The organism is Streptomyces sp. NPDC093071 (assembly GCF_044754545.1).
In the GTDB taxonomy this organism is placed as follows: domain Bacteria; phylum Actinomycetota; class Actinomycetes; order Streptomycetales; family Streptomycetaceae; genus Streptomyces.
In genome coordinates this window covers 652,457-665,632 of sequence record NZ_JBIVPH010000001.1, presented here as the reverse complement: position 1 = coordinate 665,632, position 13,176 = coordinate 652,457, and the positions used below count along the sequence as shown (strand labels likewise).

Genomic DNA, 13,176 nt, shown 5'->3' with positions numbered 1-13,176 from the left:
AAGTGACCCGACGGTAACGGCGAGGGCTTACCCGAGGTAACTCCCCGGTAAGTTACGTGGCGGTAACGATTGGCGTCCGGTCGGCGCCGTCGAGCGGCCCCACGGCCTCCGCGAAGTCCGCCCGCGCCTCCTCGTACCGCCCGGCCGCGAGGAGGAACATCGCCCGGTCGGCCAGGGCCCGGGAGAGGCCCTCCGCCGAGCGCCGGGCGAGCGCCACCTCCTCGTCGAAGAGCGGCCGGAGCGGTTCCTCGAACAGGTGGGTGCGGTCGGTCCACATCAGGGTGGACCGTACGGTCAGCCGGTGGCGCACGGTCGCGAGTTCGGTGAGCCGCCCCGCCGCCGACAGGCGCGCGGCCTCGGCCTCCAGGGCGGGAATGCCGTCGAAGTAGGCCGTCCGCACGTCCCACGACCAGTGGAAGAGCGGGTTGCCGAACGCCGGCATCGGGGCATCCGGGGACCCGTCCGGCTCCACCGCCCGGGCCGACAGGCCGTACAGGACGCTCCACCAGGAGTGAAGCCCGTCCTGGCGTTCGGACGCGTCGGGATCGGCGAGCCGGGTGAGGACCGACAGGGCCTCCCACCGGTCCGCGCCGGCCTCCCCGTGCCGCCCGGCGGCGTCCAGCATCCGGGAGCGGTGCACGAGTTCCCACACCAGGAGGTTCTGTCTCCGCTCCTTCCTCGTGTCGTCCACGAGGTCCGTGAAGACCTCCACCGCCTCCTCCCGCCGGCCGGCCGCCTCCAGTTCCGCCGTCTTCTCGACCACGGACCAGAAGAAGAAGTCCCTGTGCGAGCGGTTGCCCTGCGCCAGGAGGTCTGCCGCCTCCCCGTGGCGCCCCTCCTCGGCCAGTACGATCGCGAGCCGGCCGCTTCTGTACGCCGGGTGCTTCACCTGTCCCCGTTCGAAGCCGGCCCGCCCGACCGCGGCCATCTCCTCGTACGCGGCCCGCCCCTCGGCCCGCCGCCCCGACTGGATGAGCGTGAGTCCATAGCACTCCAGGGCGTCGGTGAGCACCTCCGTCCTCCTCGGGTGGTCGACGTCGATGCGCCGGGCCGTGTCGAGGGCCTCCGCGCGCAGCGCCAGCTTCCGCTCCACGTCGTGCCCGTAGCTCGCCCCGGATCCGTACGAGAGCAGCGCTCCGACGAGCTTCGGCAGATAGGCCGCCGGGCTCACCTCCGCGAGGATCCGGTACGCCTCCAACTCCTCGGTCAGGTCGAGCCTTTCCGATCCGAGCAGCATCGTCCTCGCCCGCAGGACCGCGTCCTGATCGATGTTCTGACTGATGTTCCCGGAGTGATTCATGACGGAGATTCTGGAAGCCGGGGGAGGGGCCGGACAAGGCTCGCGAACTGTGCGTTCGGTCCTACGGAAAACGCCTCTGACCTGTCATGATGGTGACGTCTTCACCCCGTCGGACCCCTCCCTCAGGTCAGGCCGCTGCCGCCGGTTCGGCGGCGGAGGGCTCGGGCGCCGGGGGAGCCGTACGGGCCGCGCGCGTCACGTCCGCGACCAGCTCCACCACGTCGGGGCCGTACGCCTCCGAGTTGACGACCTTCAGGAGCAGGACGAACGAGCCACCGCGGTGACGGCGGGCCAGGGTCTCGTGGTGGCGGGCCAGATAGCGGGTCGCCGCCTGGTTGGTGATCGCCCGCTGGCCGCAGAAGAGGAAGACCGGCCGGTGGCCCTCCCCGGCCGTGAGCCGGGCCAGGATCACGTACTCCGAAAGGCCCTTCTCCATCAGGTACCGCTCGCCGCCTATCGTGATCGAGCCCCGCACCTCGGACGGCTCGACGTCCACGTTCACCTTCACGCCCGGCAGCAGGGTCGACAGGTGGGCGGCCATGCGCCTATTTGAGTACGGCCCGCCCACGCAGAATTCGGTGCGGTCGCCGAAGCCCTGGTGGGTCTGGTCCTGCGGCAGGATGCGGGCCTGCGCGCCGCAATCCTTGATCAGCGCGGAGAGTTCGAGCATCGCGAAGACGTCGTAGCGGTGCACCACGTTGTCCCCGCCGGACTCCCTGTTGACCACGAGCAGGCACTCCGAGCCGCCGGGCAGCCCGAAGAACGCCTGCTTGCGGCGGAGTCCGCGCCGCCACCGGTACGTACGGCCGAGCCAGCCGAGGGTGGCGCTGACGCCGGTGGCGAGCACCCCGAGCACGATGTTGCGCACGTCTTCGTTCATGGGCGCGCATGGTAGCGGCCGTCCGGCTTCCAGTTCGAGATTCCGTTCGAGGCGTTCCTGACGGAAGGGCAGGGGGGAAGTTACGCTGCGCGGACGGTTGTTGACTGGAGGTACGAATGCGTCGCTCCGCCGCTGGCAAGGTCTCCGTTCTCGCCGTCACGGCGACGGTCCTCTCGATGGGCGCCGCCGCGCCACCGGCGGCGGTGGCGAAACCGCCCCTCAAGGAGCCCGTCGCGACCGGATACGGCGGCGCCGTCGCCAGCGTCGACGCCGACGCCTCGGCCGCCGGGATCGAGATCCTCCGCAAGGGCGGCAACGCGGTCGACGCCGCCGTCGCCGTCGCGGCCGCGCTCGGCGTCACCGAGCCCTACTCGGCCGGCATCGGGGGCGGCGGCTACTTCGTCTACTACGACGCGAAGAGCCGCAGCGTGCACACCGTCGACGGCCGCGAGACCGCGCCCCGCTCCGCCGATGCGAACCTCTTCAGGGAGAACGGCGTCCCCATCCCCTTCGAGGAGGGCATGACCAGCGGGCGCGGCGTCGGCACCCCCGGCACCCCGGCGACCTGGAGGTCCGCCCTCGACGCCTGGGGCAGCAAGCGCCTCTCCACCCTCCTCGAACCCGCCGAACGCCTCGCCCGCGAGGGCTTCACCGTCGACGAGACCTTCCGCTCCCAGACGGCCGCCAACGAGGCCCGCTTCCGCGACTTCCCGGCCAGTGCCGACCTCTTCCTGCCGGGCGGACAGCTGCCCGCGGTCGGCTCCCGCTTCAAGAACCCGGACCTGGCCCGTACGTACGGGAAGCTGGGCCGCGAGGGCGTCGGCGCGCTCTACGGGGGGCCGCTCGCCCGGGACATCGTCCGTACGGTCCGCACGCCCCCCGTCCGCCCCGGCGCCACCCGGAACGTCCGCCCCGGCGACCTGACGGAGCGCGACCTGGCCGCGTACCGGACCGTGTTCCGCGCGCCGACGAAGGTCGCGTACCGGGGACTCGACGTCTACGGCATGGCCCCCTCCTCCTCCGGCGGCACCAGCGTCGGCGAGGCGCTCAACATCCTGGAGCGCACCGACCTCTCCCGCGCGTCGCAGGCCCGCTACCTGCACCGGTTCATCGAGTCGAGCCGCATCGCCTTCGCCGACCGGGGCCGCTGGGTCGGGGACCCGGCCTTCGAGTCCGTGCCGACGCGCGGCCTGCTCTCCCAGCGGTTCGCGGACTCCCGCGCCTGCCTGATCCGCGACGACGCCGTCCTGACCAGCCCGCTCGCGCCCGGCGACCCGCGCGACCCGGCGGCCTGCGCCCCCGGCGGGACCGCCGCCCCCACCACGTACGAGGGCGAGAACACCACCCATCTGACGGTGGCCGACAAGTGGGGCAACGTCGTCGCCTACACCCTCACCATCGAGTCCACCGGCGGCAGCGGCATCACCGTGCCCGGCCGGGGCTTCCTCCTCAACAACGAGCTGACCGACTTCTCCTTCGCCCCGGCGAACCCGGCCGTGCACGACCCGAACCTGCCCGGCCCCGGCAAGCGGCCGCGCTCCTCGATCTCCCCGACGATCGTCCTCGACCGCCATGACCGGCCCGTCCTCGCGCTCGGCTCCCCGGGCGGCGCGACCATCATCACCACCGTCCTGCAGACCCTCACCGGGGTCGTCGACCGGGGCCTGCCGCTCGTCGAGGCCATCGCCGCGCCGCGCGCCAGCCAGCGCAACCAGACCACCACCGAGCTCGAACCCGGCCTGTGGAACAGCCCCGTCCGCGCCGACCTGGAGGCGATCGGGCACGGCTTCCGGCAGAACCCGGAGATCGGCGCGGCGACCGGCGTCCAGCGCCTGCCGGACGGCCGCTGGGTGGCCGCGGCGGAGAAGGTCCGCAGGGGCGGCGGCTCCGCGATGGTGGTCCGGTCGGCGGGGCGGTGACCGGCGGCGGCTACAACGTCGTGACCGGCGGCGGCTACAGCGCCGTCAGGATGCGCGGGCCGTCGTCCGTGATCGCCACCGTGTGCTCGGCGTGGGCGGCGCGCGAGCCGTCGAGCGTGCGCATCGTCCAGCCGTCCCGCGCCGTGTAGTAGTCGTCGGTGCCGCCGCCGACGAGCATCGGCTCGATCGCCAGCGTCATCCCGTGGCGCAGCTTCATGCCCCGGCCCGGGCGTCCCTCGTTGGGGACGCCCGGGTCCTCGTGCATGGTGCGGCCGATGCCGTGCCCGCCGAAGCCGTCCGGGATGCCGTATCCGGCGGCCCGGCAGACCCGGCCGATCGCGTGCGCGACGTCCCCGATCCGGTTGCCGACGACGGCCGCCGCGATGCCGGCCTCCAGGGCCTCCTCCGCCGTGGCGATCAGCCGGGCGTCCTCCGGCCGGGCCCGGCCGACCGTGAAGCTGACGGCCGAGTCGCCCGCCCAGCCGCCGAGCAGCGCCCCGCAGTCCGCCGACACCAGGTCGCCCGGCGCGAGCCGGGTGTCGTCCGGGACGCCGTGCACGATCGCGTCGTTCACCGAGAGGCACACCACCGCCGGGAACGGCACCGGTGCCCACTCCGGGCGGTAGCCGAGGAAGGGCGAGGCGGCGCCCGCCCCGTCCAGCACCTCGCGCGCGACCCGGTCGAGGTCGGTCAGCCGGACACCGGGCGCAGCCGCCTCCCGCACGGCCGCCAGGGCGCGGGCCACCACCCGCCCGGCCTCGCGCATGGCCGCCAGCGATTCGTTCGTCTTGATCTCCACCATGCCAATTACTATACCGGTATTAGAATGGTCCCCATGGTGCGCACACCCCTGACCCCCGAAGAGCGCGAGCGCGGCGAGCGCCTGGGCCTGCTCCTGCGCGCGGCGCGCGGCGAGCGGTCCATGGCCGAGATCGCCGCGGCCGCCGGCCTCTCCGCCGAGACCCTCCGCAAGATCGAGACCGGCCGGGCCCCGACCCCCGCCTTCTTCACCGTCGCGGCCCTCGCCGGAGTCCTCGACCTCTCCATGGACGAACTGGTGGCGCACTGCTCCCCGGTCCCGGCTCCTGCCTGAGCCGGATCCGGGGTCGGAGCCGGGTTCCTCAGGAGGACACGGCCAACTGGACCCGGCTGTGGCGGGGGTGCTCGATCTCGTCCAGGAGCGCCCGCGCCAGATCGGCGTGCGCGATGCGCCCCGGTCCGTCGACGACCCGGCCCACCGCCGTCCGGTACCCGCCCATCGGCTCCGCCTCCGCATTCAGGTCCGGCGGCGGCACCACCATCAGCCAGTCGAGCTCCGGTCCCGCCTCGGCCGTGAGCAGCTCGAACTCGGCCACGTGGCCCTGCGCGAAGGCCCGCCACTCCGCGGGGAAGTCGGGCGCGTCCATCAGCCGCACCCCGGGCGCGGCCTCCAGGGTCGTCGCGATCCCGAGCGTGAGCAGCCGCGGCACGCCCGCCTCCGCGAGCCCGGCGACCAGGGCCTTCGCCGCCGCGGTGAAGTACTCCTCCGAGGGGAGGTCGAGCCGGACGGCCGCGTGCAGCGCCGCGTCGTGGTCCGCCGCGAGCACCGCCACCGAGAGCGGGTCCGTCGCGTCACCCCGTACGAGTGTCACCCCCGCGCCCGCCAGGTCGTCGTGCGCGCCGGGGTCGCGGACCACGGCCGTCACCCGGCGGCCCCGGGCAACCGCCTCCGCCACGGCCGCCCGGCCGACCTTCCCGCCGGCCCCGAAGACCGCGACGCGCAGCGCGCCGTTCGCCGTCGTGCGGACGGTGTCACCGTTGTTGTCGTTCTCGATGTCCATGCCCGGGACCGTAGGACGGGTGCCCCTGGTTACTTCAACGGTACTGGGCTAGCGTCGGCCGCGTGACCGAGCGACCCGCCCCGCCCGCACCGCTGGACCCCGACCTCTTCGGCGACCCCGACTGTGCCGGGGCCGCCGGCCGGCCCTTCCGCGTCGGCGACAAGTGGACCGCCGTGGTGCTGCGCTGCCTGGAGGACGGGACGCCCCGCCGCTTCACGGAACTCCGCGTGCCCCTGCACTGGATCACCCCCAAGGTCCTCACCGAGACCCTCCGTTCCATGGAGCGCGACGGCTTCCTCACCCGCACCGTCCACGACGAGAACCCGCCCCGCGTCGAGTACGCCCTTACCGGCCTCGGTCGCTCCCTCGTCGCCCCGCTCGACACGGCGTGCGACTGGGCCCGCGCCCACGCGTCCGAGATCGCCGAGGCCCGCAGTGCGTACGGACGGACGGGCGGAGGAGTCCGACGCACCCCGTAGGCTCCCGGGCATGATTCCCGAGGAACTGCGGCGCGGCCGCTACGTCAGTCTCACCACCTTCCGGAAGAACGGCACGGGGGTCGCGACGCCCGTCTGGTACGCGGTGGACGGCTCCGAGCTGTACGCCTGGACCCGCACCGACTCCTGGAAGGTCAAGCGGCTGCGGAACGACCCCCGGGTCGAGGCCGCCGTCTGCGACGTGCGCGGAAACGTCCCCGAGGGCGCCGCGCGGGTGACCGGCGAGGCCCGCCTCGTGACGGGCGAGGAGCTGCGCCGCGTCCGGAAGCTGCTCCTGCGCAAGTACACCTGGCAGTTCTGGTTCGTCGACGTGCCCGCCACCGTCTTCCGGCTCGGCAAGCGCCCGCACACCGGGATCGTCGTGCGCTTCCCGTGAGGGGAGGTCGGGCACCCGCACGAAAACGGTCCGTAGTCGTCCCGTAACACGACTGCGGTCCAATACCCGCGGACCGTACGGTTCCAGTCGACCGCGGGGCAGGTGCGTAACGCATGACGGTAAGTCAGCAACCGGTGGAAGTCGCCGAGTTCACCCACTGGCTGACGGGTCTCACGACCCGCCTCCGGCCGGACGCCGGCTGGTACGGGGTCTTCGCCGCGCGCGACCCGGAGGGCCTGCGCGCCTGTCTCGACGGTACGGAACTGCTGCCCTGGGACGTCGTCTCGTCCCTGCTCCAGGACGCCGGGGAGCCCGCCGGCGGGCCCTTCGCGGTCCGGGGCCGCGCGCTGTACGCGGCGGCCGCGGGCGCCCACGACCGCCGGCCCGGCACGGCGGCGGCGCTCGCCGAACGCCGGGAACTCATGGAGCGCGAGCGCCGGTACGCCGAGTCCCGCGCCCGCGAACTGCTCGAACGGCTCCGCGCGGTCCCGGGCCCGGACCCCGAGGAGGCCGCCCGCCTGGAGCGCGACCTCGCCTGGACCCACGACGACCGGGCCAGGGCGGTCGCCCGCGTCACGGAACTGACGGCACGGCTCGCGGGGACGGGGGAGTGGGGGCGAGGGGCAATTCCAGAGAGCGGGGCCCCGGCGGGCCGCGCTCCGGTTCCGGCGGCGGCCCCGGCGTCTGCGGCCGGCCGGGCCGCCGCGCCCGCCGCCGCGTCCCCCGCGCCCCCGGCACTCGCCACCACGTCCGCGTCTGGGGCCTTCGCTCCCGCGCCCCCGCCGAAGGCGGAACGGTCGCCGAAGGCCGGGAAAGCAGGGAAGGCCGGGCGCCGCCCCCGGGGCGCCCGGTACGCCTGGCTGGAGGAGGGCGACGAGGAACGGGAGCCGGCCGTACCCGCGCCCGTTCCCGTGCTCCCCGCAGGGGGCGCGGCACCCCGGGGCGCCCGCTTCGGAGGCGTCGCCGGGCCCGAGGGGCCGGGCGGAGGACCGGCCGCCGGCCCGGCGGAGGACCCCGCCGAGGCCGCCCGCGCCGCCGCGAACGCCGTCTACGCCCTCCGCAGGCTCCGCGCCCGGGGCCGCAGCGGCGAGGCCCACGTCCTGCTCTGCGAGGCGCTCGGCGGCCCGCCCGCCCGGCTGCCCGCCCTCGCCGACGAGCTGCACCGGGCCGGGCTCGACGCCGACTGGGCCACCCTGCTCTGGGAGGCGGCCTCGCTGCCGCCCGACCGGCTCGCCGCCGTCGCGGGCGTCCTCGCGGACGCGGGCCGGGCGGCCGACTGCGAGCAGCTCCTCCGCCAGGGTGTGGCCCGCCCGGTCGAGGAACTGGCCGGGGCCTGCGCCGCCCTGCACGCCGAGGAGCACCACCGCGAGGCCCACGCCCTCCTGACCGCCTTCGTCCGCGTCCGCGCCCCCGAGGACGCGGCCCGCCTCGCGGGCGCCGACCCGCGCGGCCTCGTCCCCCAACTCCTCGACGCGGCCCGCGCGGTGTCCGGCTCCCGCGAGCGCGACCTCCTCCACGCCTTCCGCGTGGCGGGCCTGGCGGGCGTCTGAGGGGCCGTGGCCGCGGGAGCGGGACCGTACGGGACCGGTGGGCGTACCCGTAAGCCTCCCCACGTGTCGGTACGTGTCCGATGTGGACCACTCGGGTATGAAACATGATCGACCCGGCCGGTTCACGGCGGCGGTCTTGCTCCGGGGTGTGACGGGGCTTACGTTCTCCTCCTACGCATTGCGTCTACGTGCGTAGAGGCTCTCTGACGCCGTGCCGAAGGAGCAGCTCATGACCGACGTCGTACGCGCCGCGCTCGTCCAGGCATCCTGGACGGGTGACACCGAATCCATGATCGCCAAACACGAGGAGTACGCCCGGGAGGCCGCCCGCCAGGGGGCCGAGGTGATCGGCTTCCAGGAGGTGTTCAACGCCCCCTACTTCTGCCAGGTGCAGGAGGCCGAGCACTACCGCTGGGCCGAGCCCGTCCCCGACGGACCGACCGTCAGCCGGATGCGGGACCTCGCCCGCGAGACCGGGATGGTGATCGTGGTCCCCGTCTTCGAGGTCGAGGGCGAGGGCTTCTACTACAACACCGCCGCCGTGATCGACGCCGACGGCAGCTACCTCGGCAAGTACCGCAAGCACCACATCCCCCAGGTCAAGGGCTTCTGGGAGAAGTACTACTTCCGCCCGGGCAACGCCGGCTGGCCGGTCTTCGACACCGCCGTCGGCAAGATCGGCGTCTACATCTGCTACGACCGCCACTTCCCGGAGGGCTGGCGCGAACTCGGGCTCAACGGAGCCCAGTTGGTCTACAACCCGTCCGCCACCCACCGCGGCCTCTCCGCCCACCTCTGGCAGCTGGAGCAGCCCGCCGCCGCCGTCGCCAACGAGTACTTCGTCGCCGCCATCAACCGCGTCGGCGTCGAGGAGTACGGCGACAACGACTTCTACGGCACGAGCTACTTCGTCGACCCGCGCGGCCGCTTCGTCGGCGACGTCGCCTCCGACAAGGCCGAGGAGCTGGTCGTCCGCGACCTCGACTTCGGCCTCATCGAGCAGGTCCGGCAGCAGTGGGCCTTCTACCGGGACCGCCGCCCCGACGCGTACGACGGGCTGGTGAAGCCGTGAACGACCTCTACGACCGGCACCGGGCCGTCATCCCCGACTGGGTCGCCCTCTACTACCGCGACCCCCTGGAGATCACCCACGGCGAGGGCCGCCACGTCTGGGACGCCGAGGGACGCAGGTACCTCGACTTCTTCGGCGGCATCCTCACCACCATGACCGCCCACGCCCTGCCCGAGGTCACCAAGGCCGTCGCCGAGCAGGCCGGGCGGATCATCCACTCCTCGACGCTCTACCTCAACCGGCCCATGGTGGAGCTGGCCGAGCGGATCGCCGGGCTCTCCGGCATCCCCGACGCCCGCGTCTTCTTCACCACCTCCGGCACCGAGGCCAACGACACCGCCCTCCTCCTGGCCACCGCGTACCGCGGCTCGAACCAGATCCTGGCCATGCGCAACAGCTACCACGGGCGCTCCTTCTCCACCGTCGGCATCACCGGCAACCGCGCCTGGTCGCCCACCGGCCTCTCCCCGCTCCAGACGCTCTACGTGCACGGCGGCGTCCGCACCCGCGGCCCCTACGCCGAGTACACCGACGAGCGGTTCACCGAGGCCTGCGTCGCCGACCTCGAAGACCTCCTCGGGCACACCCGGAACGTCGCCGCCCTCATCGCGGAGCCGATCCAGGGCGTCGGCGGCTTCACCTCCCCGCCCGACGGCCTGTACGCCGCCTTCCGCCGCGTCCTGGACCGGCACGGCATCCTGTGGATCGCGGACGAGGTGCAGACCGGCTGGGGCCGCACCGGCGAGCACTTCTGGGGCTGGCAGGCCCACGGCCAGGCCGGACCGCCCGACATCCTCACCTTCGCCAAGGGCATCGGCAACGGCATGTCGGTCGGCGGGGTCGTCGCCCGCGCCGAGGTCATGAACTGCCTCGACGCCAACTCCATCTCCACCTTCGGCGGTTCGCCCGTCACCATGGCCGCCGGGCTCGCCAACCTCGCGTACCTCCTGGAGCACGACCTCCAGGGCAACGCGCGCCGGGTCGGCGGCCTCCTGATCGAACGGATCAGGGCCGCCTGCGCCGGAGCCCCCGCCGTACGGGAGGTGCGCGGCCGCGGCCTCATGATCGGCATCGAACTCACCGAACCGGGCACCGACCGGGCGAACCCGGACGCGGCCGCCGCCGTCCTGGAGGCGGCCCGCGAGAACGGCCTGCTCATCGGCAAGGGCGGCGGGCACGACACCAGCACCCTGCGCATCGCCCCGCCGCTCTCCCTCACCGTCTCCGAGGCCGAGGAGGGCGCCGCCCTGCTCGAAGCGGCCCTCCGCTCCCTGTAGCCCCGCCGGCCGCCCCGCAGTTCCGACTCAGCGACCAGGGAGAGTCCCGTGAGCACCCGTACCCTCATCCGGGGCGGTCTCGTCGTCACCGCCGCCGACGAGGTCCACGCCGACGTGCTGATCGAGGACGGCCGCGTGGCCGCCCTCGCGGCCCACGGCTCGGACGCGGCGGCCGGCTGGACCGCCGACCGGACCATCGACGCCACCGACCGCTACGTCATCCCGGGCGGCGTCGACGCCCACACCCACATGGAGCTGCCCTTCGGCGGCACCTTCGCCTCCGACACCTTCGAGACCGGCACCCGCGCCGCCGCCTGGGGCGGCACCACCACCATCGTCGACTTCGCCGTCCAGAGCGTGGGCCACAGCCTGCGCGAGGGGCTCGACGCCTGGTACGCCAAGGCCGACGGCGTCTGCTCGATCGACTACGCGTTCCACATGATCCTCTCCGACGTCAACGAGCACACGCTCAAGGAGATGGACAAGCTGGTCCAGGAGGGGATCTCCTCCTTCAAGCTCTTCATGGCCTACCCCGGCGTCTTCTACAGCGACGACGGGAAGATCCTGCGCGCCATGCAGCGCTCCGCCGAGAACGGCGGGCTGATCATGATGCACGCCGAGAACGGCATCGCCATCGACGTCCTCGTGGAACAGGCCCTGGCCCGGGGCGAGACCGACCCCCGCTACCACGGCGAGGTCCGCAAGGCCCTCCTGGAGGCGGAGGCCACCCACCGCGCGATCCAGCTCGCCCGGGTGGCCGGCGCCCCGCTGTACGTCGTGCACGTGTCGGCCCAGGAGGCGGTGGCCGAGCTGGCCGCCGCCCGCGACAAGGGCCTCCCCGTCTTCGGCGAGACCTGCCCCCAGTACCTCTTCCTCTCCACCGACAACCTCGCGGAGCCGGGCTTCGAGGGCGCCAAGTACGTGTGCAGCACGCCCCTGCGGCCCCGGGAGCACCAGGCGGCGCTCTGGCGGGGCCTGCGGACGAACGACCTCCAGGTGGTCTCCACCGACCACTGCCCCTTCTGCTTCACCGGGCAGAAGGACCTCGGCCGGGGCGACTTCTCCAAGATCCCCAACGGCCTTCCCGGGGTGGAGAACCGCATGGACCTCCTCCACCAGGCCGTCGTCGACGGGCACATCTCCCGGCGCCGCTGGATCGAGATCGCCTGCGCCGCCCCGGCCCGCATGTTCGGCCTCTACCCGCAGAAGGGCACCCTCGCGCCGGGCGCCGACGCCGACGTCGTCATCTACGACCCGCACGCCACCCAGGTGATCTCGGCCGAGACCCACCACATGAACGTCGACTACTCGGCGTACGAGGGAAGGACCGTCACCGGGCGGGTCGAGACGGTCCTCTCGCGCGGCGAACCCGTCATCGACCAGCGCAAGTACGTCGGCCGCGCCGGGCACGGGGTCTTCACCCCCCGCTCCACCTGTCAATACCTGAACTAGGAGACCGCGCCTTGGACTTCGGACTCGTCCTGCAGACCGACCCGCCCGCCTCGCAGGTCGTCGGCCTGATGCGCCGGGCGGAACGCAACGGCTTCCGCTACGGCTGGACCTTCGACTCCGCCGTGCTGTGGCAGGAACCCTTCGTCATCTACAGCCAGATCCTGGAGCACACCACCAAGCTCCACGTCGGCCCCATGGTCACCAACCCGGGCACCCGCACCTGGGAGGTCACCGCCTCCACCTTCGCCACCCTCAACGACATGTTCGGCAACCGGACCGTCTGCGGCATCGGCCGCGGCGACTCCGCCATGCGCGTCGCCGGACGCAGGCCGAACACCCTGGCCCGCCTGGGCGAGGCCATCGACGTCATCCGCGACCTGGCCGAGGGCCGCGAGGCCGAGGTCGACGGCAACCCGATCCGCATCCCCTGGATCAAGAACGGCAAGCTGCCCGTCTGGATGGCGGCGTACGGGCCCAAGGCCCTGGCCCTGGCCGGGCAGAAGGCCGACGGCTTCATCCTCCAGCTCGCCGACCCCTTCCTCACCGAATGGATGGTCAAGGCCGTCCGGCAGGCCGCCACCGACGCGGGCCGCGACCCCGACGCCCTCACCATCTGCGTCGCCGCCCCCGCCTACGTCGGCGACGACCTCGCCCACGCCCGCGAGCAGTGCCGCTGGTTCGGCGGCATGGTCGGCAACCACGTCGCCGACCTGGTGGAGAAGTACGGCGAGCACTCGGGCATGGTCCCGGAGGAACTCACCGCGTACATCAAGAACCGGCACGGCTACGACTACTCCCACCACGGCCGCGCCGGGAACCCCTCCACCGACTTCGTCCCCGACGAGATCGTCGACCGCTTCTGCCTCCTCGGCCCCGCCGAGGCCCACGTCGAGAAGCTGCGACGGCTCCGGGACATGGGCGTGGACCAGTTCGCCGTGTACGCGATGCACGACGCCAAGGAGGCCACGATCGACGCGTACGGCTCCGAGGTCATCCCGGCGCTCGCTCCGTAACCCCCGCCGGTCCCGAACCC

General features: G+C 73.3%; 13 protein-coding genes. 9 read left to right on the top strand and 4 right to left on the bottom strand.

From position 1 onward, the window contains the following. Positions 1-52: 52 nt before the first annotated feature. Positions 53-1,300 carry a hypothetical protein gene (locus ACIQD7_RS02810; protein WP_402438824.1) on the bottom strand — a complete coding sequence of 416 codons (1,248 nt, stop codon included), beginning with the start codon at positions 1,298-1,300 and terminating at the stop codon, positions 53-55. A 127-nt stretch (positions 1,301-1,427) separates the two neighbouring features. Next, on the bottom strand, positions 1,428-2,180 hold the full coding sequence (locus tag ACIQD7_RS02805; protein ID WP_402438822.1) for a hypothetical protein: 753 nt from the start codon (positions 2,178-2,180) through the stop codon (positions 1,428-1,430). A gap of 116 nt (positions 2,181-2,296) precedes the next feature. On the opposite strand from ACIQD7_RS02805, the gene ggt reads away from it, so the two are divergent. Further along, complete coding sequence (gene ggt / locus ACIQD7_RS02800; RefSeq protein WP_402438821.1) at positions 2,297-4,099, top strand: gamma-glutamyltransferase; 1,803 nt, start codon at positions 2,297-2,299, stop codon at positions 4,097-4,099. A gap of 34 nt (positions 4,100-4,133) precedes the next feature. On the opposite strand, the gene map is transcribed toward ggt, so the two are convergent. Beyond that, positions 4,134-4,901 (bottom strand): type I methionyl aminopeptidase, encoded by a 768-nt coding sequence (gene map / locus ACIQD7_RS02795; RefSeq protein ID WP_121833140.1) that lies wholly within the window; start codon positions 4,899-4,901, stop codon positions 4,134-4,136. 33 nt (positions 4,902-4,934) lie between these two features. On the opposite strand from map, the gene ACIQD7_RS02790 reads away from it, so the two are divergent. Further along, positions 4,935-5,192 carry a helix-turn-helix domain-containing protein gene (locus ACIQD7_RS02790; RefSeq protein WP_402438820.1) on the top strand — a complete coding sequence of 86 codons (258 nt, stop codon included), beginning with the start codon at positions 4,935-4,937 and terminating at the stop codon, positions 5,190-5,192. A gap of 28 nt (positions 5,193-5,220) precedes the next feature. Here the strand turns inward: ACIQD7_RS02790 and ACIQD7_RS02785 are convergent, their stop codons facing one another. Further along, entirely contained in the window at positions 5,221-5,919 is a 699-nt protein-coding gene (locus tag ACIQD7_RS02785) for an NAD(P)-dependent oxidoreductase (RefSeq protein WP_402438818.1), read from the bottom strand. A gap of 62 nt (positions 5,920-5,981) precedes the next feature. On the opposite strand from ACIQD7_RS02785, the gene ACIQD7_RS02780 reads away from it, so the two are divergent. The 7 genes from ACIQD7_RS02780 (at position 5,982) to ACIQD7_RS02750 (ending at position 13,156) form a co-directional block, all read left to right on the top strand. Next, positions 5,982-6,398, top strand: a complete 417-nt coding sequence (locus tag ACIQD7_RS02780; protein ID WP_402438816.1) for a winged helix-turn-helix transcriptional regulator — start codon at positions 5,982-5,984, stop codon at positions 6,396-6,398. 10 nt (positions 6,399-6,408) lie between these two features. Beyond that, on the top strand, positions 6,409-6,792 hold the full coding sequence (locus ACIQD7_RS02775) for a PPOX class F420-dependent oxidoreductase (RefSeq protein ID WP_402438814.1): 384 nt from the start codon (positions 6,409-6,411) through the stop codon (positions 6,790-6,792). Between the two features lie 113 nt (positions 6,793-6,905). Beyond that, positions 6,906-8,342: a UL36 very large tegument protein gene (locus tag ACIQD7_RS02770; protein ID WP_402438812.1), complete on the top strand. Its 1,437-nt coding sequence runs from the start codon at positions 6,906-6,908 to the stop codon at positions 8,340-8,342. Between the two features lie 229 nt (positions 8,343-8,571). Beyond that, complete coding sequence (locus ACIQD7_RS02765) at positions 8,572-9,414, top strand: nitrilase-related carbon-nitrogen hydrolase (protein WP_402438810.1); 843 nt, start codon at positions 8,572-8,574, stop codon at positions 9,412-9,414. Further along, positions 9,411-10,691 carry an aspartate aminotransferase family protein gene (locus ACIQD7_RS02760; RefSeq protein ID WP_402438808.1) on the top strand — a complete coding sequence of 427 codons (1,281 nt, stop codon included), beginning with the start codon at positions 9,411-9,413 and terminating at the stop codon, positions 10,689-10,691. The genes ACIQD7_RS02765 and ACIQD7_RS02760 overlap by 4 nt, the downstream gene beginning before the upstream one ends. A 48-nt stretch (positions 10,692-10,739) precedes the next feature. Beyond that, positions 10,740-12,143 (top strand): dihydropyrimidinase, encoded by a 1,404-nt coding sequence (hydA, locus tag ACIQD7_RS02755; protein WP_402438806.1) that lies wholly within the window; start codon positions 10,740-10,742, stop codon positions 12,141-12,143. An 11-nt stretch (positions 12,144-12,154) separates the two neighbouring features. After that, positions 12,155-13,156 carry a TIGR03842 family LLM class F420-dependent oxidoreductase gene (locus ACIQD7_RS02750; protein ID WP_402438804.1) on the top strand — a complete coding sequence of 334 codons (1,002 nt, stop codon included), beginning with the start codon at positions 12,155-12,157 and terminating at the stop codon, positions 13,154-13,156. The last annotated feature ends 20 nt before the right edge of the window (positions 13,157-13,176 follow it).

Coding starts and splice junctions, on each gene's coding strand:
- map (WP_121833140.1), bottom strand. CDS start 4,901: ATGGTGGAGATCAAGACGAACGAATCGCTGGCGGCCATGCGCGAGGCC.
- ACIQD7_RS02770 (WP_402438812.1), top strand. CDS start 6,906: ATGACGGTAAGTCAGCAACCGGTGGAAGTCGCCGAGTTCACCCACTGG.
- ACIQD7_RS02785 (WP_402438818.1), bottom strand. CDS start 5,919: ATGGACATCGAGAACGACAACAACGGTGACACCGTCCGCACGACGGCG.
- ggt (WP_402438821.1), top strand. CDS start 2,297: ATGCGTCGCTCCGCCGCTGGCAAGGTCTCCGTTCTCGCCGTCACGGCG.
- ACIQD7_RS02805 (WP_402438822.1), bottom strand. CDS start 2,180: ATGAACGAAGACGTGCGCAACATCGTGCTCGGGGTGCTCGCCACCGGC.
- ACIQD7_RS02775 (WP_402438814.1), top strand. CDS start 6,409: ATGATTCCCGAGGAACTGCGGCGCGGCCGCTACGTCAGTCTCACCACC.
- ACIQD7_RS02790 (WP_402438820.1), top strand. CDS start 4,935: ATGGTGCGCACACCCCTGACCCCCGAAGAGCGCGAGCGCGGCGAGCGC.
- ACIQD7_RS02810 (WP_402438824.1), bottom strand. CDS start 1,300: ATGAATCACTCCGGGAACATCAGTCAGAACATCGATCAGGACGCGGTC.
- ACIQD7_RS02765 (WP_402438810.1), top strand. CDS start 8,572: ATGACCGACGTCGTACGCGCCGCGCTCGTCCAGGCATCCTGGACGGGT.